Consider the following 22,627-nt stretch of genomic DNA (forward strand, 5'->3'; position numbering starts at 1 on the left):
GCCCAGCCCAGGACCGTCGAGGCGTGGCTGTTCTCGATGACGTCGTGTGCCGACTCCGCCCGCGAGGGGTAGCCCGACAGACCGCCCTTGGCCCGCAGCCTGGAGAAGTCCTGACGGCCGGTGAGCAGCTTGTGTACGTAGGACTGGTGGCCGGTGTCGAAGAGGACCCGGTCCTTGGGTGAGTCGAAGACCCGGTGCAGGGCGATGGTCAGCTCGACCACGCCGAGATTCGGGCCGAGGTGGCCGCCGGTCTTGGAGACCGCGTCGACAAGGAAGGAACGGATCTCCCCCGCCAGCTGCTCCAGCTGCTCCGGGCCCAGTCGGTCCAGATCGCGCGGTCCCCTGATACGGGAAAGCAACGCCACCCCTGCCTCCTTGCTGCTTGCTGCTGCTGCCGTCGATCGATCGAGCTTGCCGATCAGATGAGTCTAATATCGCGCCCGCTGCGGCGACGCCCGGGCCTTGCGATGTATGTCACTCGGGTGAAAGCCGTCTTTCGGCCGCCCCGGAAATGCCTCCGGCAACGCGTTTCGGCCCCCACCGGGACATGCCCGGTGGGGGCCGGTGACCAGCCGCCGAAGGCCGACGGTGTGGTCAGGTGCTCACGTACGCCGGGGCGCCGCCGCACCCGACGAACGACCTGCGGTCGGACGACTCGCGGTCACGTGCGCCCAGCGGTCTTCTGGGTGCGCCGCGACACCGAGTCGATCACGACCGCGGCCAGCAGCACCGCGCCGGTGATCATGTACTGGATCTCACTGGCCATGCCCAGCAGGTTCAGGCCCTGCTGGATGGACTGGATGACCAGCATGCCCAGCAGCGCGGACCAGATCTTGCCGCGGCCGCCGAAGAGGCTGGTGCCGCCGATGACCGCCGCCGCGATGACGTTCATCAGGGTGTTGCCGGAGCCGAGGTTCTTCGTGGCGCCACCGGAGAGGCTGGCGATGAAGAGTCCGCCGAAGGCGGCGAGCATCCCGGAGATCGCGAAGACGCTGATCCGGATCTTGTTCACGTTGATACCGGCCCGGCGGGCCGCCTCGGCGTTGCCGCCGACCGCGAAGATCTGCCGTCCGTACGAGGTGCGGCGCACCACGAAGTCGGCGATGACCAGCACGGCCAGGAACAGCACCAGGGCCAGCGGGAGCCCACGGGCACCGGCCGGCTCGTTGAGGACGTAGGCGACCACGAAGGCGATCACCGCGACGACACCGGTGCGCAGCAGGATCTCGCTGAGCGGCCGGGAGGTCAGCGCGGCGGCCTTGCGGCGCTTGCTGTCCAGCAGCAGCGAACCGGCGTACGCGAGGACCGCGACCAGCGCGAGGCCGTACGCGGCGGCCTTGTCCTCGAAGTAGTAGCCGGTGAGGTTCTCGACCAGGCTGCCGCTCGGCGTGTTGATCGAGCCTTCCTGGCCCATCATCCAGATCTGCAGACCGCTCCAGCCGAGGAATCCGGCCAGGGTGACGACGAACGCCGGCACGCCGATCTTGGCGAAAAAGAAGCCATGGACGACGCCGATGACCACACCGGCCGCGATGGCGATCAGGACCGCGAGCCAGTCGTTGACCCCGTGGGTGACGCTGAGCACCGCCCAGACGGCCGCGCCGACGCCTGCGACCGAGCCGACGGAGAGATCGATCTCACCGAGCAGCAGGACGAAGACGATGCCGACGGCCATGATGCCGAGGCCGGAGGTGTAGACACCGATGTTCGCGAGGCTGTCCGCCGACAGGAAGCTGCTGTTCTTGAGCTGGAAGACGATCGCGATGACGATCAGGCCGATGACGACCGGCAGCGAGCCCAGCTCACCGCCGCGCACCCGGCGCTTGAAGTCGGCGAGGTAGCCGGCCAGACCCGCTTCCCGGACCAGCAGCCGGGGGTCGACGGCGGCGGGCTGGGGGGCGTCGGCGGCGGTGGCCTGCGCGGTCTCCGCGGCGGCGTCGGCCGGGGTCTCCGTCACGGTGTCGGCCGAGGCCTCCACGGTGTCCGTCGCCTCGCCGGCCGCAGCCTCCGTGGCGCCGCCCGCCGGCTCCTTGGTGAGGTCGCTCATGCCCCGGCCTCCTTCTTCACCTGGTCCGTGCGCGCCTTGCGGCGGGTCACCGCGTTGTCCGAGGCACCCGTGATGGCGGCGATGATCTCTTCGTGGGAGGTGCCCTCGACGTCGAAGACACCGTTGTTGCGGCCCAGTCGCAGCACCGCGACCCGGTCCGCGACGGCCTGCACATCGGCCATGTTGTGGCTGATGAGGATGACGCCCAGACCGCGCTCGCGCAGCCGCTCGACCAGGTCGAGGACCTGCGCGGTCTGCTCGACGCCGAGCGCGGCGGTGGGCTCGTCGAGGATGACGATCTTCGGGTCGCCGATCAGCGCACGGGCGATGGCGACGACCTGCCGCTGGCCGCCGGAGAGCGCGGCGACCGGGATGCGGACGCTGGGGATGCGGATGGAGAGGGTGTCGAGCAGTTCCTTGGCGCGCTTCTCCATGGCGATCTCGTCGAGGATGCCGGCGGTGCGGCTCTCGTTGCCGAGGAAGAGGTTGGCGACGACGTCGAGGTTGTCGCAGAGCGCGAGGTCCTGGTAGACGGTGGCGACGCCGAGCTCCTGGGCGTCGTGCGGCTTGTTGATGCGGACCGCGTCGCCCTCCCACTCGATGGTGCCGTCGTCGACCGGGTGGACGCCCGAGATGGTCTTGACCAGGGTGGACTTGCCGGCGCCGTTGTCGCCCACGAGGGCGACCACCTCACCGGGGTGGATCTCCAGCGTGACGTCCGTGAGTGCCTGGACGGCGCCGAACCGCTTGGAGATTCCGCGCAACGCCAGCACAGGCGTAGCGGACACGTGAATCATCTCCTTCGCCGCCGTCACAACGGCGGGGGCATGGTGGTGCGAAGAGGGGGGCTCTGCGAGCGGTCAGAGGGGTGCTCTGCGAGCCGAGGGGATGCGGGGGAGGGCCCCGCCCGCGCCCGGAACGGGTCGGCGCGGGCCGGGGCCGAAGGTCTCACGCGGTACCGGGGGGTGGTGCCGCGTGGTTCTGTCTCGCGTGGGTCGTGTCGCGTACCTGCTGTCGCCGGCTACTTGATGCCGGCCGCCGCGCAGGCCTTCTTGACGTCGCCGGCGCAGATCTGGCTCGCCTTGTAGACCTTGTCCTTGATGATCGTGGTGGCGATGTTGTCCTTGGTCACGATCTGCGCGTCGTAGAGCTTGGCGGGGATGCCCTTGACCGCGCCGCTGAGGCTGTCGACCTTGGTGGACGTCAGGGAGTCGATCTTCTCGCCCTTGAGCAGCTTGACCGCGATCTCGGCCGTGGAGTCGGCCTGCGGCTTGATCTGCTTGTAGATGGTGAACGCCTGGTCGCCCTTGAGGATCCGCTGCAGACCCGCGAGCTCGGCGTCCTGGCCGCCGACCGGGACCTTGACGCCCTTCTGCTTGAGCGCGGTGATGATGCCGCCGGCCATGCCGTCGTTGCCGGAGTAGACGCCCTGGATGCCGTCCTTGCCCAGCGAGTCGAGGGCGGCGTTCATCTTCTTGTTGGCCTCGTCCGACGACCAGTCGGGGATGTCCTGCTCGTACGCGATCTTCTTGACCTGCTTGTCGAGGACGCTGTGTGCGCCCTTCTTGAAGAACGGCATGTTCGGGTCGGTCGGCGAGCCGTTGATCATGACGACATTGCTGTCCTTGGCCTTGTCGCCGAGCGCCTTGACCAGCGCCTGCCCCTGGAGGCGGCCGATCTTCTCGTTGTCGTAGGAGACATAGGCCGAAATTTTGCCCTCGGCCAGACGGTCGTAGGCGATGACCTTGACGCCCTTCTTGGCGGCCTGGTTCACCCACGACTGGGTGGCCTTGTAGTCGACCGGGTCCAGGATGATCACCTTCACACCCTGGGTGATCAGCGCGTCGAACTGCTTCTTCTGGGTCTCGGTCTCCTGCGCCGCGTTGTTGTACTTGACCGTGCAGTCGCTGCACAGTTCCTTGATCTTCGCCTCCATCATCGGGCGGTCGAAGGTCTCGTAGCGCGTGGTCTTGTTCTCCGGCAGGAGCAGGCCGATGGTCTTGTTGTCGCCACCGCCGCCCTTGGCACTGTCTCCGGCCTTGCCGCAAGCGGCCACGGAGAGGGCCATCGAGACAGCGGCGGTGCCTATGACGACGCGGCGCGTCCAAACGTTCATTGGGGTTGCCTCCCTGACGAGGCCGCGTCGTTGCGGCCGAGGTGGGGGAAGTCAACTCGGCCGCTAGCCGACCGTCAAGGAGTAAATCCTTAACGAGATGACAACGGTGCCATGCGTTAGCTGTGTGAACGCAGAGCGCTTATGCCAGGGCGGGTGCGTCCACGCTCTGAGCGCCGTCGAGCAGCGTCGAATCGCCCATCTCGCTCAGCACCAGCGCCAGCGCGCCCAGCACCTCGGCGCGACCGCCGAGCGTGCCGGTGACGATGCCCAACTGCCGTGCGGCGCTGGGAATTGCGTACCGGGAGACGGATTCGCGGATCGGCGCGAGCACCAGCTCACCGGCGTCGGCGAGATCGCCGCCGAGCACCACTCGGCTGGGATTGAGCAGATTGCACAGGTTCGCCACACCACTTCCGATATGGCGGCCTACGTCCGCGATGACCCGCCGGCAGCCCGGGTCGCCCTCGCGGGCCAGCTGGACCACCCGCGCCATGGTCAGATCGGGCCCGTGGCTCGGCTGCAGCAGCGGAAGGACGTACCGGGCCGCGGTGAAGGTCTCCAGGCAGCCGCGGTTGCCGCACCGGCACACCGGCCCGGACTCGTCCAGCGTGATGTGCCCGATCTCGCCCGCGGTACCGCCCGGCCCGCGGTAGATCTGCCCGCTGATCACCAGCCCGGCACCGACACCGCTGGCGACCTTGATGTACGCGAGGTCGGCGGCCCCACGGCCACCGCCCCAGACCAGCTCGCCCAGCGCGCCGAGGTTGGCGTCGTTGTCGACGTAGACGGGGACGCCCAGCCGCCCGGACAGCTCCTGGCCGGGGTTCGTACCCGTCCAGCCCGGCAGGATCGCGGTCGAGCCCAGTGTCCCGGATTCCACGTCGATCGGTCCGGGCACGCCCAGGCCGACGCCGATGACCTTGTCCGCGCCGATGCCGGTCGCCTCGATCAGCCGGTTGACCAGCACTTCCGCGCGGTCGAAGCCCTCCGCGGCGGAGGCGTCCACATCGATCGGCTCGGCCTCCTCGGCGAGCACCCGGTGTGCCAGGTTGCCGACCGCCACCCGCAGGTGGGAGTGGCCGAAGTCGACGCCCACGACGATGCCCGCGTCGCCGGAGAGCGAGACGCTGCGCGCCCGCCGGCCGCCGGCCGATGTGGGGGTGACCTCGACGGTGCCGCCGTCCTTCAGTTCCCGGACGATGTTGGAAACGGTGGCCGCGGACAGCCCCGTGCTCCGGGCGATCTCCGCCTGCGTGAGCGAGCCCGCCATGCGTACCGCGCGTACCACCCGCTCCAGATTGGCCCGGTGCAGCGAGGACTGCGACCCCGGAGTCTCCATCGACTCATCCACTCCCGCCTGGGACGGACGGCGCGACGACCGCCCGCCTTGCCGGACCACAGCAGCGGGGCCCGGCTTGTCTCCAACATGTGAATCTAAGCTGAGCCGCCCGGGCCACCTCCCGTCAAGTCCTCCCTCCACCCCGAAACCAGCACAGCGCACGTGCCTCCCGCCGGCAATCCGGCGGGAGGCACGGTCTGATCAGGCACTACTTGAGCGCGCCGGCGGTCAGCCCGGCCACCACCTGGCGCTGGAAGATGATGTACGCGGCGAGCACCGGGAGCATCGCGATCGTCAGACCCGCGAACAGTCCCGACCAGTCGCCCTTGTATCCCTGGCTCACCGCCAGTGCCACCAGTCCCTGGGTGAGCATCTTCTTGTCCGGATCACCGACGTTGAGCACCGTCGGCAGCAGGTACTGGTTCCACTGCCCGAGGAAGTTGAAGATCCCGACGCTGATCAGGCCGGGTTTGGCCATCGGCAGCATGACCTGGAAGAAGGTGCGGGTGTGCGAGGCCCCGTCGATCAGCGCGGCCTCGGCCACCGAGGTGGGCAACGTCCGGAAGAAGCCGCTCAGGAAGAAGACCGTGAACGGCAGCGAATAGGCGATGTAGACCAGGATCAGGCCGTGGTAACTGTCCAGCAGCGTCATGTTCTTCATGACGAAGAACAGCGGCACCAGCGCCAGGATGACCGGGAAACCCATGCCGCCGACGAACAGGAAGTAGAGGAAGCGGTTGCCGGGGAAGTCGAAACGGGCCAGCACATAGGCCGCCATCGACCCGAGCAGCATCGTGCCGATCAGCGAACCGCCCACCACGATCACCGAGTTGAGGAAGTACTGGCCCATGTTCGCCTTGTCCCAGGCGCGGGCCCAGTTGTCGAAGTGCAGCACCGAGGGCAGGCTCCAGGGCGAGCCGAAGATCTCGGTGTCGTCCTTGAAGGAGCTGACCACCGCCCACAGCAGCGGCATGGTCACCAACAGCCCCCAGATGACCAGGACTCCGTGCGAGAAGACGTTGAGGACCCGCCCCTCGCCGCCGCTGTCCCGGCCGGCCGTACCCTCCGGGCCGCCGCGTCCCGCGCGCGGTCCGGGCACCCGCGAGGCGGCCCCGCCGGGCGGCCCCTGCTCCTTGGTGACGCCCGGGAGGTCCGCGGGGTCGGTCTGCGCGCTCATCAGAACTCCAGTCGCTCGCGGCGTCCCAGCCGCATGACGATGCCCGAGAAGATCAGGGTCACGATCAGCAGGGAAACGCCGATGGCGGTCGCATAGCCGGCCTGACCGTCGCGGAACGTCTTCTGGTACACGTACAGCGGAAGGACCTCGGTCGAATAGTCGGGACCGCCCGGGCCGACGCTCATGATCTGCACGAACGCGAAGGCCGAAACGTCCAGGGCGAGAATGCCCATGTAGATCCAGCCGGTCTGCACGGTGTCCCACAGCAGCGGCAGGGTGATCCGGAAGAAGGTGTTGAAGCGGTTCGCGCCGTCCAGCAGCGCGGCCTCGTAGAAGTCCTTCGGAATGGAACTCATACCGGCCGAGAACAGCACGACGTAGAAACCGACGTTGGCCCACACCATGGCGGCCATCACGCACCACAGCGCGAGCTGCGGATCCCCCAGCCAGTCGGGCTGCACACCATCGAGCCCGATCGCTTTGAAGAACGCGTTCAGGGCGCCGCTCTCCGGGTTGTAGGCGAACTGGAAGAGCAGCGCCACGATCGGGACCGACAGCACCTGCGGGAAGAAGTAGAGGATTTTGTAGGTGCTGGAGCCGCGCACCCCGCCGATGACCGCCTTCTTCCGGCGGCGGCCACCGACGTTGAGCATGAACGCGAAGAACAGCCCGAGCGAGAGCGTCACCACCGGCAGCAGCAACAACAGCGTGACGCTGTTGCCCACCGCGGCCCAGAACACCTCGTCCTGGAAGAGGCGGGCGTAATTGTCGAACCCGACCACCTTCAGGTCCGGACTCAGTCCGGTCCAGTCCGTGAAGGAGTAGTAGATGGCCTGGAGGAATGGCGAGATCACGAAGATCGCATAAATCGCCAGCGGGAGCACCAAGAACCCCGCGATGAAACGGTACTTACCGTGCTTCATGACTACCGATCCCGCTCTCTGCCTGCGTTCCCACCGCCGGTGACGCGTCGGACGACGTATCGGTCAGCGCTTGTACTTCTTCACGCTGGAATCGTCGCGGGTTTCGTCCGCATACTTCTGGATCTTCGTGATGGCCTCGTCGGGCGTCATCCGGCCGGCCATCATCTCGCCCAGCGCGCCGACCCCGATGCGTTCCTTCTGCAGCGCCACGTACCAGTCCTGCAGCCGCGGATTGACGATGTTCTGGCCCGCCTTCTGCAGCGCGGCCTGCGCCGATGCCAGGCCCGGCGGCAGCTTCAATCCTTCCGTACCGCCGTTGAGCGAGGTCAGCGAGGACACCTGCTTGATGAAGTTCTGTGCGGACTGCTTGCTGAGCATGATGCGCAGCAATTCCATTCCGCCCTCGGCGTTCCGGGCCTTCCTCGGCACGATGTACGGCTCACCGCCGGACGCCCAGATCGTGCCGTACGGCATCTTGTCGGAGGAGGACAGGCTGGACGGGGCGCCGACCGCGAGGTCGAAGTGCGGGTTCTTCGCGATCTGCTTGGCCGACTCGTTCTCCACCCAGGAGCCGTTGGGAATGAACAGCGCCTTGCCCTCTGCCCAGGCCTTCTGCGACTGCAGGTGGTCCAGGCCGGGTGAGCCCTTCAGCACATAACCCTTGCGGTACAGCTCGTAATAGGCCTCGAAGGCCGCCTTGACCGCCGGGTCCTTCCAGGCGTTGGGCTCCAGGTTGTCGATCTTCTTCAGGACCTCTTCGCCGCCGATCTTCGCGATGAACGGGTAGAGGCTGAAGGGCAGGTAGTACGGGTACTTACCGGGGTAGGTCCAGCCCGCGACGCCCTTCTTCTTGGCCTTCGCGCAGAGCGCGAGCATGTCGTCCCAGGTTTCGGGGTATTCCGCGTCGAGCTTCTGCAGATTGCTCCGGGAGTACCACACGCCGTACACCGTGTAGGCGTAGTAGAGGATCCAGGTCTCCTTGCCGCCGAACTGCCCCATTTCCACGACGCCGGGGCGCAGGGTGTCGCGCACCTTCTTGTTCGGGTCGTCGACGGAGGGGGCGTCCAGGAGCGGGGTGAGGTCGGTCAGCTGGTCCTTGGCCACCAGCGTGCCGAAATCCATCTGCTCGGCGCCGGAGTTGTCGACCAGATCCGGGGGGTTTCCGCCGTTGAAGCGCGGCTGCAGGGTCGACTGGATCTTCTGGGTGGAGGACAGCTTGACCTTGCCGTCGGCCTTCGGGAAGGCCTTGACGTACAGGGCCTGGGCGTCCTTGGCGTATTTGTCGCCGAATCCGCCGTCGAAGATGACCACGTCGAGGCCGGCCGACTCGTTGACCGCCAGCGGATTCTTCGCGGACTTCGTGCCCTTTTCGACCTTGTCCTCGGCGCCGCCACCGCCGCTGGCACAGGCGGACAGCACGCTCATGGCCGGGACCGCGACGATCCCCAGGGCGGCGGCTCGTTTGACCAGATCGCGACGGTTGAATTCTGAGGTGGATCCCATGCTCAAGTCCTCGCCTTCTTCAGGACTCAGGCGGTGTACCGGAGCCACCCCGGCACCGCGGGTCAGATGAAGCTGAGTTGTACGGGATGTGCACCGGGCCTGCTAGAGAAATGCGGGTCAATCATCCGTTCCCCGCCTTCCCCCCGGATCCAAGGCCTTGGTCGTACGGCCGGTCGGACGCCGACAGGTATAGTCCACTTCCGGCCGAAGGGGCAAGATCGAATGCAGGGTTGGCCGGGCATCTTTCCCTAGTTGAGACCTCGCGGACATGCGGCGCATCTGCCGCCGGTGGCCCGCCGGATCACCCGCGACACGACCGGCACCCCGATCGCGGCGACACCCTTGACACCAAAGTCCCCACGCACGTTACTTATCTCTGTTTATCTTGGCGTCATTCAACTGACAACGATGTCAATCTGGTTGAGAGGGCTCGCGTGCGGATCCGACACCGGCACCGTCAGCTGCGGGACATCACCCGCCCGGCCGCCCTCACGGCGGCCGTTCTGCTCGTCCTCACCCTCCCCGGCCCGGCCCAGGCCGCGCCGCCCCACACCCCCCGCGCGGACGCGGAGTTCAGCTCCTCCTTCGAACCCGGCCAGCCCCGCCCGGACTGGACCGACACCGCCGAGACCGGACCCGACGGCAGACCCCGGGCCTCCGGGGTGAGCCCGGAGACCACTCCGGCGGCGCCCGGCATGAGCACCCGTCCCGACACCGGCCCCACCGACTCCCCCACCGCCAAGGCCCACGCCGGCTTCACCGGAGGGCATGCGCTGCGGTACGCCGGCACCCACACCGCCGACGGCCGCGGTTACGCGTACAACAAGATCTTCGACGTCGACGTCCCCGTCACGGCGTCAACCTCGCTCTCGTACCTGGTCTTCCCGGAGATGGCCAAAACCGATCTGTCCTACCCCGCGACCCATGTCGCGGTCGATCTGGCCTTCACCGACGGCACCTACCTCAGCGACCTGTCCGCGGTCGACCAGCACGGCGCCCCGCTGACCCCGCAGGGCCAGGCCGCGTCCAAGACCCTCTACGTCAACCAGTGGAACCACCGCACCTCACGGATCGGCGCGGTCGCCGCCGGCAAGACCGTCGACCGGATCCTGGTCGCCTACGACGCGCCCCAGGCCCCCACCGCGGCGCCCGCCTTCCGCGGCTGGGTCGACGACATCACCCTCCGGCCCACCCCGCCGGAGAAACCGCTCGCCCATCTGTCGGACTACGCCGTCACCACCCGTGGCACCCTCTCCAGCGGCAGCTTCTCGCGCGGCAACACCTTCCCGGCCACCGCCGTCCCCAACGGCTTCAACTTCTGGACCCCGGTGACCAACGCGAACTCCGCCGACTGGCTCTACGAGTACGCGCGGAAGAACAACGCCGACAACCTGCCCACCCTCCAGGCGTTCAGCGCCAGCCACGAACCCAGCCCCTGGATGGGCGACCGGCAGACCTTCCAGGTGATGCCGTCCGTCGCGGACGGCACCCCGGACGCCTCCCGCACCGGCCGCGCGCTGCCGTTCCACCACAGCAACGAGACCGCCCGGCCGCACTACTACGGCGTGACCTTCGACAACGGCCTCAAGACGGAGATCACCCCGACCGACCACGCCGCGCTGATGCGCTTCACCTTCCCCGGCGACCGGGCGAGCCTGATCTTCGACAACGTCAACAACAAGGGCGGGCTGAGCCTGGACACCGACCGTGGGGTGGTCACCGGCTTCTCGGACGTCCGCAGCGGGCTGTCCGTCGGCGCCACCCGGCTCTTCGTCTACGGCGTGTTCGACGCACCGGTGACCGGCGGCGGAAGGCTGGAGGGCGGGGGCGGCAAGGACGTCACCGGTTACCTCCGCTTCCGCCCTGGCGCCGACCGGACCGTGACGATGCGGATCGCCACCTCCCTGATCAGCGTGGACCAGGCCCGGGCGAACCTGAACCGGGAGATCCCGGCCGGCACCGCCTTCGGTACCGTCGAGCAGCGGGCACAGGCGCAGTGGGACGCGCTCCTCGGCCGCATCGAGGTCCAGGGCGCCACCCGCGACCAGCTGACCACCCTCTACTCGAACCTCTACCGGCTCTACCTCTACCCCAACTCCGGCTTCGAGCAGGTCGGTTCGCGCAGCCGCTATGCGAGCCCGTTCTCCCCGCAGACCGGCCCGGACACCCCGACCCGCACCGGATCGAAGATCGTCGACGGGCAGATCTACGTCAACAACGGCTTCTGGGACACCTATCGGACCACCTGGCCGGCCTATTCACTGCTCACCCCGCGGCGGGCCGGGAAAATGGTCGACGGTTTCGTCCAGCAGTACAAGGACGGCGGCTGGATCTCGCGGTGGTCCTCGCCCGGATACGCCGACCTGATGACCGGTACGAGTTCCGACGTCGCCTTCGCCGACGCCTATGTCAAGGGCGTGCAGTTCGACGCCGAGACCGCCTATGCCGCCGCCGTCAAGAACGCCACGGTCGCCCCGCCCGGCTCCGGCGTCGGCCGCAAGGGCATGAACACCGCGCCCTTCCTCGGCTATACGAGCACCGACACCCATGAGGGCATGTCCTGGGCGCTGGAGGGCTGCCTCAACGACTTCGGCATCGCCCGTATGGGCCAGGCGCTCTACGAGAAGACCAAGAAGCCCCGCTACAAGGAGGAGTCCGACTACTTCCTGGGCCGCGCCCGGAATTACGTCAGGCTCTTCGACGGCCGGATCGGCTTCTTCCAGGGCAAGGACGCCGAAGGCCACTGGCGGCTGCCCCCGGAGAAATTCGACCCCCGGGTCTGGGGCAACGACTACACCGAGACCAACGCCTGGACCGCCGCCTTCACCGCGCCGCAGGACACCCGGGGGCTGGCCAATCTCTACGGCGGCCGCGCCGCGCTGTCGAAGAAGCTGGACGCCTACTTCTCCACCCCGGAAACCGCCGCCAAGGAATTCGCCGGCTCCTACGGCGGGGTGATCCACGAAATGACCGAGGCCCGCGACACCCGGATGGGCATGTACGGCCACAACAACCAGCCGTCGCACCACATCGCCTATCTCTACGACGCGGCCGGGCAGCCCTGGAAGACCCAGGAGAAGGTCCGTCAGGCGCTCTCCCGGCTCTATCTCGGCAGTGAGATCGGCCAGGGATATCCGGGCGACGAGGACAACGGCGAGATGTCCGCGTGGTACGTCTTCGGCGCGCTCGGCTTCTACCCGCTGGTGATGGGGCAGGGCGAATACGCGGTGGGATCACCGCTGTTCCCCAAGGCCACGATCCATCTGGAGAACGGCCACGATCTCGTCATCAAGGCCCCGCACAACAACGCCCGCAACGTCTACGTCCAGGACCTCCGTGTCAACGGAAAGCCGTGGAATTCCACCGCGCTGCCGCACCGGCTGCTCGCCCGCGGCGGCACCCTCGAATTCACCATGGGCGACCGGCCGTCCTCCTGGGGCACCGGCCCGCACGCCGCGCCCACCTCCCTCACCAAGGACGACGAGGTGCCGGTGCCGCCGGCGGACACCACCGACCCGTCCGCCGGCCCGCTCTTCGACAACACCTCCGACACGGCGGCCCCGCTCACCGCGGCGCCGATCGACCTGCCCGGGCCGGCCCGGGTCACCTCGTACACGCTCACCTCGGCCGACCGCGGCACCGCCCCGGCCGGGTGGCGGCTGGAGGGCTCCGCGGACGGCACTCGCTGGACGGCGCTGGACCGCCGCTCCGGCGAATCGTTCGCCTGGGACCGCCAGACCCGGGTCTTCGCGCTCGCCCACCCGGCGGACTACCGGCACTACCGGCTGGTGCCGGACGGCACCGCCACGCTCGCCGAGGTCGAGCTGCTGGGAGCGCCGGCCGGCCGGTGACCGGGGGCGGTGACGCCACCGCGCCCATGCGGACGGGCCGCACCCCCTCGGCAGAGGGAGTGCGGCCCGTCGTGGCGCTGCTGCCGGCTTGCGGCTGCCGGGAATTACTTCCGGATCAGCGACCGCAGCACGTACTGCATGATGCCGCCGTTGCGGTAGTAGTCGGCCTCACCGGGGGTGTCGATGCGGACGACCGCGTCGAACTCGACGCCCGTGTCGGTGGTGACCTTGACCGTGCGCGGCGTGGTGCCGTCGTTCAGCTCGGTCACGCCGGCGATGGAGAAGGTCTCCTCACCGGTCAGGCCGAGGGACTCGGCCGAGGCGCCCTCCGGGAACTGCAGCGGCAGGACGCCCATGCCGATGAGGTTCGAGCGGTGGATGCGCTCGTAGGACTCGGCGATGACGGCCTTGACGCCGAGCAGCGCGGTGCCCTTGGCGGCCCAGTCGCGGGACGAGCCGGAGCCGTACTCCTTGCCGGCCAGGACGACCAGCGGGGTGCCCTGCTCGATGTAGTTGCGGGAGGCGTCGTAGATGAACGACACCGGACCGCCGTCCTGCGTGAAGTCGCGGGTGTAGCCGCCCTCGGTGCCCGGCGCGATCTGGTTGCGCAGGCGGATGTTGGCGAAGGTCCCGCGGATCATGACCTCGTGGTTACCCCGGCGGGAGCCGTAGGAGTTGAAGTCGCGACGCTCGACGCCGTGCTCGGTGAGGTACTGGCCGGCCGGGGTGTCGGCCTTGATCGCACCGGCCGGGGAGATGTGGTCGGTGGTGACCGAGTCGCCCAGCTTGGCGAGGACGCGGGCGCCGGTGATGTCCTGGACCGGCGCCGGCTCCATCTGCATGCCCTCGAAGTACGGGGGCTTGCGGACGTAGGTGGACTCGGCGTCCCACTCGAAGGTGTTGCCGGTCGGGACCGGGAGCGCGTTCCACTGGGCGTCGCCCGCGAAGACGTCGCTGTAGGACTTGGAGAACATGTCCTCGCCGATGGCGTTGGCGACGACCTCGTTCACCTCGGACTCGGACGGCCAGATGTCCTTCAGGTAGACCGGGTTGCCGTCCTGGTCGGTGCCCAGGGCCTCCCGGGTGATGTCGACCTTCATGGAGCCGGCGAGGGCGTAGGCGACGACCAGCGGCGGCGAGGCCAGGTAGTTCATCTTGACGTCGGGGTTGATCCGGCCCTCGAAGTTGCGGTTGCCCGAGAGCACCGAGGTCACGGCCAGGTCGTGGTCGTTGACGGCCTTGGAGACCTCCTCCGGCAGCGGGCCGGAGTTGCCGATGCAGGTGGTGCAGCCGTAGCCGACGAGGTTGAAGCCGACCTTGTCCAGGTACGGCGTCAGACCGGCCTTGTCGAAGTAGTCGGTGACGACCTTCGAGCCCGGCGCGAGGGTCGTCTTGACCCACGGCTTGCGGGTCAGGCCCTTCTCGACGGCCTTCTTGGCGACCAGCGCCGCGGCGACCATGACGTACGGGTTCGAGGTGTTGGTGCAGGAGGTGATGGCCGCGACGGTCACCGCACCGTGGTCGAGGGTGTAGGTCGAGCCGTCGGGGGCGGTGACGGTGCAGGGGTTGGACGGCGCACCGTTGGGGTGGACGGCCGGGGCGTCGGAGGCCGGGAAGGACTCCTGGCCCGCCTCGTCGACCTCGTCGACGTAGTTGCGGACGTCCAGCTTGAACTGCTCGGCGGCGTTGGCGAGGACGATGCGGTCCTGCGGACGCTTCGGGCCGGCGATCGACGGGACAACGGTGGAGAGGTCCAGCTCCAGCTTCTCGGAGAAGTCCGGCTCGGCCTTCGGGTCCAGCCAGAGGCCCTGCTCCTTGGCGTACGCCTCGACCAGGGCGACCTGCTTGGCGTCACGGCCGGTCAGGCGCAGGTAGTTCAGGGTCTCGTCGTCGATCGGGAAGATCGCGGCGGTGGAGCCGAACTCGGGCGACATGTTGCCGATGGTGGCGCGGTTGGCGAGGGAGGTGGCGGCGACGCCCTCACCGTAGAACTCGACGAACTTGCCGACGACGCCGTGCTTGCGCAGCATCTCGGTGATGGTGAGCACGAGGTCGGTGGCGGTGGTGCCGGGCTTGAGCTCACCGGTCAGCTTGAAGCCGACGACGCGCGGGATGAGCATGGAGACCGGCTGGCCGAGCATCGCGGCCTCGGCCTCGATGCCGCCGACGCCCCAGCCCAGGACACCCAGGCCGTTGACCATCGTGGTGTGCGAGTCGGTGCCGACCAGGGTGTCGGGGTACGCCTGGCCGCCGCGGACCATGACGGTGCGGGCCAGGTACTCGATGTTGACCTGGTGGACGATGCCGGTGCCGGGCGGGACGACGGCGAACTCGTTGAACGCCTTCTGGCCCCAGCGCAGGAACTGGTAGCGCTCCTTGTTGCGGCCGTACTCCAGCTCCACGTTCTGGCCGAAGGCGTCCTTGGTGCCGAACTTGTCGGCGATGACGGAGTGGTCGATGACCAGCTCGGCCGGGGCCAGCGGGTTGATCTTCGCCGGGTCGCCGCCCAGCTCCTTCACGGCCTCACGCATCGTGGCGAGGTCCACGACACACGGCACGCCGGTGAAGTCCTGCATGATCACGCGGGCCGGCGTGAACTGGATCTCCTGGCTGGGCTGGGCCGTGGAGTCCCAGTTGCCGAGCGCCCGGATGTGGTCGGCGGTGATGTTCGCGCCGTCCTCGGTGCGGAGCAGGTTCTCCAGCAGCACCTTCAGGCTGTAGGGCAGACGGGCGGAGCCCTCGACCTTGTCCAGCCGGAAGATCTCGTACGAGTCGTCGCCCACCTGCAGCGTGCTGCGGGCGTCGAAGCTGTTCGCCGACACGACAGTCTCCTTCATGCATGAATTCGCGCGTACCACCGCATCCTGCCGTCACAGGCTTTCGCCCCATCCGCTAAGGTGAGCCTAAGTTAGGTACGCCTTATGGGCGCGGCAGCGGTACGCCTCTCGGCAGATATCTCGATGTCGAGATAACTCTAGTACATCGAGGCGGCGCGGTCATGCCCTGACTTTCTCGTGCTGCCCTCCCCGCGCGCCGCCGGGCGGGGACGGTTCCGGACGGGCTACGCATCCGGGGCGGCGAGCGTGAGCCGGCCAAGGCGGGCCGGGTCGGCGATCACCTCGTAGGAGGTGACCCTCTCGTCCTCGACGCGCACGGTCAGGACCAGGAGCAGGCGGCCGTGCGGTGCCACCACGATGCCCATCGTTCCGTCGACCAGCGCCGGTGCCGCGAACCGCGCGTTGCGGGCGAGCGCCACCGTCTCCTCGGCCACCGCCCGCGCGCCCCGGATCAGGGACGCGGCACCCGGCGGCAGTACGGCCGGGTCCGCCCGGCGTACGACGTCGGGGGCCAGGACCGCCAGCAGACCGCTCAGATCGCCCTCGCGGGACGCCGTGAGGAACGCCTCGACGACCTGGCGCTGCCGGGTCAGCTCGGCGGCCGGAACCACGGGCGTGCCGCGCACCTTGCGGCGCGCCCGGCTGGCGAGCTTCTTCGTGGTGACCGGGGAGCGCTCCACGATCGGCGCGATCCGGTCGAACGGCACGGCGAACAGATCGTGCAGGACGAACGCGACCCGCTCGGCCGGCCCCAGCGTGTCCAGGACCACGAGCAGGGCCCGGCCGACCGAGTCGACCAGGAGCGCCTCGTGCTCGGGGTCGCTCCCGTCGTCCGCCTCCCGTGCCTGGTCGGGCGGCTGTGGCCCGACCGGGTCCTCGCGCCGGGCGGTACGGGCGCGCAGCATGTCGAGGCAGACGCGGGAGACGACGGTGGTCAGCCAGGCCCCCAGGTTCTCCACGCCGTCGGCGCCGGCGCGGCCGAGCCGCAGCCAGGTCTCCTGGACCGCGTCGTCCGCCTCCCCGGACGAACCGAGCATCCGGTAGGCGACGGCCCGCAACCGGCCGCGCTGTGCCTCGAACCGTTCCGCGAGCTCCGCCAGTGCGTCCTGCCCGGCCATCGGTCACCTCTCCTCGTCGTGCCCCGTCACTTCCATGACGCATCCGATCCGACCGAGGTGACCCTTCATGACCACCACCACGACGACGAACCCGACCGGGACGACGAACACCGCGCTTACGGGGGACCACTGCCCGACGACCGGCACGGGCCAGCCGCTCCTGCGGCGGGCGGACTTCGGGGACTTCCAGCTGCCCAACCGGGTGGTGATGGCGCCCACGACCCGGGCGCGCGCCGCCGGCCCCGGCCTCGTACCGACCGACCTGCACGCCCTGTACTACGGCCAGCGGGCCGGCGCCGGACTGATCGTCGCCGAGGGCACCTGGGTCAGCGAGCGGGCGATCGGCTTCGTCCGCGTCCCGGGCATCTACCGCGAGGCGCAGATCGCCGGGTGGCGGCAGGTCACCGACGTCGTGCACGCGCTCGGCGGCCGCATCGTGCTCCAGCTCTGGCACACCGGCGCCGCCTCGCACCCCGCCCACCTGGGCGGCGCGCTGCCCGCCGGACCGTCGGCGGTCAACCCGTACGAGCGGTCCTTCACCGCGAGCGGCTTCCAGGACACCGTCACGCCCCGCGCGATGAGCCGGACGGAGATCGCCACCACCGTCGCGGACTTCCGGACCGCCGCGCGCAACGCCCGGCGCGCCGGCTTCGACGGTGTCGAGATCGGTGCGCTCGGCTCGTTCCTGATCGCGCAGTTCCTGAGCCCACGGCTGAACCGCCGTACCGATGCCTACGGCGCGGACCGGGCCGGCCGTCGGCGCCTGCTGCTGGAGATCATCGACGCCGTCGCGGACCCCTGGGACGGGCACTGCGTCGGCGTCCGGCTCTCGCCCTACTGGACCTCCGGGGACACGTTCACCGCGGACCCGGAGACCCTCGCCGCTTACGACGAGCTGGTGACCGAGCTCAACCACCACCCCGTGGCGTACCTGCACCTGCGCGGGCCGGAGACCGCCGGGGCGGACCACGCCGCCGCGCCGGGCGGTCAACCCGACTTCGCCGCGTTCGCCCGCTACCGCCGGCGGTTCGACGGCCCCTTCATCGCGAATCTGGGCTTCGACCGCGACACCGGGAACGCCATCATCGAGGAGGGCACCGCCGACGCCGTGTCGTACGCCCGCCACTTCATCGCCAACCCCGACCTCGTCACCCGCTTCGCCCTGGGCCGGGAGCTGGCGGCCGGTGACCCGTCCACGTACTACACCGGCGGCGCCCGGGGCTATGTCGACTATCCGGTCAGCGCGTGACGGCACATGACACCCTCGTGACGTGAGGTGACCGTCACATCGTGCCGGTCCGCAACGTCATCCTCATGACGTACCTCGACGGGGAAGCAGGAGAGCAATGACCGATACCCAGTGGCTGGCGGAGCAGTTCGAGCAGAACCGGAGGCATCTGCGGGCGGTGGCCTACCGGATGCTCGGCTCGCTCAGCGAGGCGGACGACGCCGTGCAGGAGGCCTGGCTGCGGCTGAGCCGGTCCGGGGTGGACGGGGTGGAGAACCTGGGCGGCTGGCTGACCACGATCGTGGGCCGGGTCTGCCTGGACCAGCTGCGGATGCGCAAGGCGCGTCGCGAGGACCCCCTCGACACGCACGTCCCCGAGCCGATCGTGAGCTCCCCGGACCGCGTCGACCCGGAACAGGAGGTGCTGCTGGCCGACTCGGTGGGGCTCGCCCTGCTGGTCGTTCTGGAGACCCTCTCCCCCGCCGAACGGCTGGCGTTCGTGCTCCACGACATGTTCGCGATGCCCTTCGACGAGATCGCGCCGGTCATCGACCGTACGCCGGCCGCCACCCGGCAGCTCGCCAGCCGCGCCCGCCGGCGGGTCCGGGGCACGGCGCCGGCCCCGGACACCGATCCCACCCGCCAGCGGGAGGTGGTCGACGCCTTCCTCGCCGCCTCACGCGGGGGCGACTTCGACGCGCTGCTCGCGGTGCTCGACCCGGATGTGGTGCTGCGGGCGGACGCCGGTGCCGCACCCGGCGGCATCTCGAAACTGGTCCGCGGGGCCCGGCCGGTCGTCGAACAGGCCCTGCTTTTCTCCCGGTTGGCGCTGTCCGCCCGGCCGGCCCTGGTCAACGGCGCGCCGGGGGTGGTCACGGTGCACAACGGCCGGCTCTTCTCCGTCATGGGCTTCACCATCGCGCACGGAAGGATCGTCGAGATCAACATCCTGGCCGACCTCGCGCGACTGCGGCGGCTGGACCTGACCATCCTCGACGAGGGCGATGACGCCGAGGTCACCGAGGCCGCCGAGGCCGCCGAGGCCGCCGAGGTCACCGACTGACCGTGAGTGAGGCCAACCAGCCCTGGAACAAGGCTACTTGAGGAGTAGCGTGGGACGCCTCAGCAGTGTGGGACCGTGCCGCCGCGGGCCAGTGCGCGCAGTGCCTGCACCGCGCTCTTCAGCGTGCTGACGGGGACCAGCCGCAGCCCCGCCGGTGCGGGCTGCACCTGTGCGCACTCCTCCGCCGGCACGAGGAAGACGCTCGCCCCGTCGCGCCGCGCCGCCTGGGTCTTGAGCGCCGCGCCACCGACCGCACCCACCGTGCCGTCGGCGTCGATCGTCCCCGTACCGGCGATGGTGCGACCGCCGGTGAGGTCGCCGCCGCTGCCGTCGCCGGCCAGCTTGTCGACGATGCCGAGCGAGAACATCAGCCCGGCGCTGGGCCCGCCCACATCGTTCAGCGTCAGCTTCACCTTCACCTGGTCCGGGTCCTTGTGCAGCAGCCCGAGCGCGGCGGCGACGGCGGACCGCTGGGAGGACTTCATGTCTGCCATGTTGTGCTGGGCAACCTGCGCATCGGACATTCCGGACGGAAACACTGCATCTTTAGGCATCACCGCACGATCCGGACGGAACCAGGCGTCGACCACCTGGCCCAGGTGGATGTCGACATGCGGCCCGGTCGCCTGGATCGCCACCATCCGCAGCTGGCCACGGGTCGTGCGCACCGGGGCACCGCTGACGGCGACGACCTCCCCGCCGCCGTGCTTCCCCAGCACGTCCGTGGTCTGCCCGGGCCGCGCCACCGAGTACGGCAGCGGCGCGAACCCCACCACGGCGAGCAGCGCCACCAGCGGCACGACGCCGAGCGCGATCCCCCGCACACGGGCGCGGGACCGGGAACCGCCGGGAGCCGGGGCCGGCGCAGACGTCTGCGAGGGCGTCGGCGTCGGCGTTGGCGTCGGGGCTTCGTCACGGGAGGGGCGAGTGGTCACCCGGCCCAATCTAGGTCACGGCAATTGCCCGCTTTCACCGGCCCTGGAACGCTGTGCCGGTCCGGCCCCGGCACGCCGTCAACTCCACGTGACATTCGGGCGGTTGATGCCTCAATCCCGACCCTTCCCGTACGTCGCGACGGTCCGGTCGATGGCCGGGCCGAGGAAGGTCCGGGTGAGGTCGGCGCGGTGAAGGTGCCAGGGCGAGGGACCGGGGCGGTCCGGGTCCGCGGGCGTGATGCCGGGCCGGGAGCCGTACCGCCGGTTTTTGATGTCGGTGACTACGGCGTCCGGGGCGCCGAGTTCACCGAGGACGGTCAGCGCCTCGGCCTTGGTGATGAGGGTGCCGTCGCGCAGGGTCACCGTGGCGCGGGCGAGGGTCAGCAGTCCGAGGTCGACCCAGACGTCCTGGAGCCAGCGCGCCGGGTCATCCAGGGCGGGCCGCCAGTAACTCCGCAGGTCGTGACGGATGTGGGCGGCGAGCTCGGCATCGGTCACCGGCGGGAGCAGCGCACCGGGGGCGTCACCGGAGAGGACGCGGCCGAACGTGTGGAGTTCGCGCCGGGTGACGGGGGTGACCGGGCGGTGCAGCACCTCCCGGTGGGCCCAGGTGAGGTGGCTGCGTCCGGGGTCGGCGGCGGTGTCATCGGCGACCAGGTAGCTGCAGTGCAGATGCCGGGCGAGCGGGTCGGTGGCGTCCAGCGTGCGGTGCAGCGCACCGATGTCCCGTTCCTCCTCCGGGGTGGGGGAACGGTCGAGCACCGCGATCAGGTCGAGGTCGCTGCGGCCCTCCTGGTAGTCCCCGCCGCCCAGCGACCCGTGCGCCCACAGGGCCCGGAGCGGCAGTCGGGTGTGCAGGGCGGTGCGGAAGCGCTGGAGGAGGGCGTCGGTGCGCCGGTCCTGGGTGGGTTCCATGGGTGCAGTGTGGCCCGGATGGCGCAGCGCGGGGAGGGGCCGCAACGGGCGGGCGCCGGCTCCGCACCGTTCCGCCCACCCCTCACCGCCCGTCCGCCCGCCCCCTCACCGCCCGTTCAGCCCCACCCGCACCACCCCCACGATCTCCTCGTCCGAGAGCCCCAGTTGGCGGGCCTCGGCGATCAGGCGGGCGGCGGTCTCCCCGAGGCGGGCGCGGGCCGGTGCGGCGGTTCCGGTGACGACCGCGCCGCGGCCGCGGCGGAGTTCGATCAGGCCCTCTTCCTTGAGGCGCTGGTAGCCGCGCAGGACCGTGTGCACGTTCACGCCCAGGGACGTGGCGAGTTCGCGGGCGGCCGGCAGCCGCTCCCCGGTGCTGACGCTGCCGTCGGCGATCGCCCCGCGGACCGAGGCCGCGATCTGGTCGCCGAGCGGGACGGACGAGCCGGGATCGACCCGGAAGAGCACCTCAGCCTCCTTGCTGCGACCGCGCGCGGTCCGCGTACGTGTTGAGCAGGGCAGCGGCGGTGGCCGCGTCGTCGACCGTCACCGCGAACGTCCGGCCGCCGGTGAGCGTCACCACGATCCCGTCACCCGAGCGCAGTATGAGCCCGCTGCCGCCGGGGCGGATGCGGTAGCCCCAGCCGCCGTACTCCCGCAGGGCGGCGATCGGCCGGCCGGTGGCCTCCGCGATGCGGTCGAGGGGGACACGGCGGATGCGGAGGCGCGAGGGCAGCAGGGTGGGCGCGACGGTCAGGCCGCGCCGGTCGACGGTCACCCGCACGGAGGCGAAGGGGAGGACCAGGGCCGCCGCGAGGATCAGGCTCAGGCTCGCCGGCCAGTCGACGAGGACGCCGAGGACCAGCCCGGCGCAGAACAGCACGCCGCCGAGGACGGCCATCAGGGGCGAGCTGATGGTGCGTGACCAGCCGGCGGCCGTGCCGGCCGGGAGGTCGAGCCGGGGCGCCCCGCCGGACTCCGGGTGCGGCAGGCGGGGCGGGGCGCCGGCCAGCAGCCGGCCCAGCACACCGGCGGCCAGGGCGACCGCCACCATCGCGGGCAGATGCCACAAGGGCAGCCGTACGGCCGAGGCATCGGCGACACCGTCGTTGAGGAGCAGGGTGAGGCAGCCGGGATAGCCGACCCCCGCGGCCGTGGCGTAACCGCCGGCGATCAGCCAAGGGGTGGCGGGGCGGAACGCACGCACCTGGAGGAGGGCACCGAAGACGGCGCCGCTTATCAGGAGGAGCCCCAGAACCACCGTCAGAAAGTCCTGGGCGGTGCCATAGCCGTCGGCCCGGCCGCCGGTGGTGGTGAAGTGGGTCGCGAGCGGTTCGGGCAGCCGGTCGGTGACGACGGCGTACACGAGCACGACGGTGGTGAGCACGGCGACGAAAGGGAACGCGGCGATCAGGGCCCACCAGGGACCGCTCGACGCCAACCCGGAACGTGACCGCGCCCCGCCCCCGACCTCTGACGCACCCTTCATCCCTTTCACACCTTTCACACCGTCCACACCCTTCATTCGCCAAGCACCCTTTGCGCGGCATTTAGTGCGCCATAGGGGGTACCAGCCGA

Annotated in this window: 17 protein-coding genes; 3 read left to right on the forward strand and 14 right to left on the reverse strand. The window is 69.8% G+C overall.

What is annotated here, in order from left to right:
* The 8 genes from IG62_RS0131665 to ngcE all read right to left on the reverse strand — a co-directional run.
* The coding region (locus IG62_RS0131665; RefSeq protein ID WP_030414234.1) for a 1-deoxy-D-xylulose-5-phosphate synthase N-terminal domain-containing protein at nt 1–365 on the reverse strand (365 nt) is incomplete at its 3' end.
* 296 nt (nt 366–661) lie between these two features.
* Nucleotides 662–2,047, reverse strand: a complete 1,386-nt coding sequence (locus IG62_RS0131670) for a sugar ABC transporter permease (RefSeq protein WP_234326822.1) — start codon at nt 2,045–2,047, stop codon at nt 662–664.
* Complete coding sequence (locus tag IG62_RS0131675; protein WP_078872364.1) at nt 2,044–2,844, reverse strand: ATP-binding cassette domain-containing protein; 801 nt, start codon at nt 2,842–2,844, stop codon at nt 2,044–2,046. Before IG62_RS0131675 ends, IG62_RS0131670 begins: the two co-directional genes overlap by 4 nt.
* A gap of 224 nt (nt 2,845–3,068) precedes the next feature.
* Entirely contained in the window at nt 3,069–4,163 is a 1,095-nt protein-coding gene (locus tag IG62_RS0131680) for a substrate-binding domain-containing protein (RefSeq protein ID WP_030811199.1), read from the reverse strand.
* Between the two features lie 139 nt (nt 4,164–4,302).
* Nucleotides 4,303–5,502 carry an ROK family transcriptional regulator gene (locus IG62_RS0131685; RefSeq protein WP_030811202.1) on the reverse strand — a complete coding sequence of 400 codons (1,200 nt, stop codon included), beginning with the start codon at nt 5,500–5,502 and terminating at the stop codon, nt 4,303–4,305.
* A 208-nt stretch (nt 5,503–5,710) separates the two neighbouring features.
* A complete protein-coding gene (locus IG62_RS0131690; protein ID WP_030811204.1) occupies nt 5,711–6,679 on the reverse strand; it encodes a carbohydrate ABC transporter permease in 969 nt (322 codons plus the stop codon).
* Nucleotides 6,679–7,602 (reverse strand): carbohydrate ABC transporter permease, encoded by a 924-nt coding sequence (locus tag IG62_RS0131695; protein ID WP_030811207.1) that lies wholly within the window; start codon nt 7,600–7,602, stop codon nt 6,679–6,681. Before IG62_RS0131695 ends, IG62_RS0131690 begins: the two co-directional genes overlap by 1 nt.
* Before the next feature lie 63 nt (nt 7,603–7,665).
* Entirely contained in the window at nt 7,666–9,105 is a 1,440-nt protein-coding gene (ngcE, locus tag IG62_RS0131700; protein WP_030811210.1) for an N-acetylglucosamine/diacetylchitobiose ABC transporter substrate-binding protein, read from the reverse strand.
* A 434-nt stretch (nt 9,106–9,539) separates the two neighbouring features.
* Between ngcE and IG62_RS0131705 the strand changes: the two genes are divergently transcribed.
* A complete protein-coding gene (locus IG62_RS0131705; protein WP_030811213.1) occupies nt 9,540–12,956 on the forward strand; it encodes a GH92 family glycosyl hydrolase in 3,417 nt (1,138 codons plus the stop codon).
* A 104-nt stretch (nt 12,957–13,060) separates the two neighbouring features.
* Here IG62_RS0131705 and acnA read toward each other — a convergent pair whose 3' ends face one another.
* Nucleotides 13,061–15,778: an aconitate hydratase AcnA gene (acnA, locus tag IG62_RS0131710; protein ID WP_030811216.1), complete on the reverse strand. Its 2,718-nt coding sequence runs from the start codon at nt 15,776–15,778 to the stop codon at nt 13,061–13,063.
* 239 nt (nt 15,779–16,017) lie between these two features.
* Nucleotides 16,018–16,911, reverse strand: coding sequence for a sigma-70 family RNA polymerase sigma factor (locus IG62_RS0131715; protein WP_030811218.1), 894 nt, complete (start codon nt 16,909–16,911; stop codon nt 16,018–16,020).
* A gap of 67 nt (nt 16,912–16,978) precedes the next feature.
* On the opposite strand from IG62_RS0131715, the gene IG62_RS0131720 reads away from it, so the two are divergent.
* Entirely contained in the window at nt 16,979–18,160 is a 1,182-nt protein-coding gene (locus IG62_RS0131720) for an alkene reductase (RefSeq protein ID WP_078872365.1), read from the forward strand.
* Between the two features lie 97 nt (nt 18,161–18,257).
* The gene (gene sigJ / locus IG62_RS0131725; protein WP_078872366.1) at nt 18,258–19,202 is read left to right on the forward strand and encodes an RNA polymerase sigma factor SigJ; all 945 of its coding nucleotides are present in this window, start codon (nt 18,258–18,260) and stop codon (nt 19,200–19,202) included.
* Between the two features lie 59 nt (nt 19,203–19,261).
* Here sigJ and IG62_RS0131730 read toward each other — a convergent pair whose 3' ends face one another.
* The 4 genes from IG62_RS0131730 to IG62_RS0131745 form a co-directional block, all read right to left on the reverse strand.
* The gene (locus IG62_RS0131730) at nt 19,262–20,026 is read right to left on the reverse strand and encodes a S16 family serine protease (RefSeq protein WP_030811228.1); all 765 of its coding nucleotides are present in this window, start codon (nt 20,024–20,026) and stop codon (nt 19,262–19,264) included.
* Between the two features lie 222 nt (nt 20,027–20,248).
* Entirely contained in the window at nt 20,249–21,052 is an 804-nt protein-coding gene (locus tag IG62_RS0131735; RefSeq protein WP_030811230.1) for a nucleotidyltransferase domain-containing protein, read from the reverse strand.
* Nucleotides 21,053–21,157: 105 nt separating this feature from the next.
* On the reverse strand, nt 21,158–21,517 hold the full coding sequence (locus IG62_RS0131740) for a GntR family transcriptional regulator (protein ID WP_030811232.1): 360 nt from the start codon (nt 21,515–21,517) through the stop codon (nt 21,158–21,160).
* Nucleotide 21,518: 1 nt separating this feature from the next.
* Nucleotides 21,519–22,538 (reverse strand): DUF1648 domain-containing protein, encoded by a 1,020-nt coding sequence (locus tag IG62_RS0131745; RefSeq protein WP_234326823.1) that lies wholly within the window; start codon nt 22,536–22,538, stop codon nt 21,519–21,521.
* Nucleotides 22,539–22,627 lie beyond the last annotated feature (89 nt).

This window comes from Streptomyces sp. NRRL S-337 (genome assembly GCF_000720175.1).
GTDB classification, from domain to species: Bacteria; Actinomycetota; Actinomycetes; order Streptomycetales; family Streptomycetaceae; genus Streptomyces; species Streptomyces siderophoricus.

Coding starts and splice junctions, on each gene's coding strand:
- IG62_RS0131680 (WP_030811199.1), bottom strand. CDS start 4,163: ATGAACGTTTGGACGCGCCGCGTCGTCATAGGCACCGCCGCTGTCTCG.
- IG62_RS0131675 (WP_078872364.1), bottom strand. CDS start 2,844: ATGATTCACGTGTCCGCTACGCCTGTGCTGGCGTTGCGCGGAATCTCC.
- IG62_RS0131685 (WP_030811202.1), bottom strand. CDS start 5,502: ATGGAGACTCCGGGGTCGCAGTCCTCGCTGCACCGGGCCAATCTGGAG.
- sigJ (WP_078872366.1), top strand. CDS start 18,258: ATGACCGATACCCAGTGGCTGGCGGAGCAGTTCGAGCAGAACCGGAGG.
- IG62_RS0131745 (WP_234326823.1), bottom strand. CDS start 22,538: ATGAAGGGTGCGTCAGAGGTCGGGGGCGGGGCGCGGTCACGTTCCGGG.
- IG62_RS0131695 (WP_030811207.1), bottom strand. CDS start 7,602: ATGAAGCACGGTAAGTACCGTTTCATCGCGGGGTTCTTGGTGCTCCCG.
- IG62_RS0131690 (WP_030811204.1), bottom strand. CDS start 6,679: ATGAGCGCGCAGACCGACCCCGCGGACCTCCCGGGCGTCACCAAGGAG.
- IG62_RS0131720 (WP_078872365.1), top strand. CDS start 16,979: ATGACCACCACCACGACGACGAACCCGACCGGGACGACGAACACCGCG.
- IG62_RS0131715 (WP_030811218.1), bottom strand. CDS start 16,911: ATGGCCGGGCAGGACGCACTGGCGGAGCTCGCGGAACGGTTCGAGGCA.
- ngcE (WP_030811210.1), bottom strand. CDS start 9,105: ATGGGATCCACCTCAGAATTCAACCGTCGCGATCTGGTCAAACGAGCC.
- IG62_RS0131670 (WP_234326822.1), bottom strand. CDS start 2,047: ATGAGCGACCTCACCAAGGAGCCGGCGGGCGGCGCCACGGAGGCTGCG.
- IG62_RS0131735 (WP_030811230.1), bottom strand. CDS start 21,052: ATGGAACCCACCCAGGACCGGCGCACCGACGCCCTCCTCCAGCGCTTC.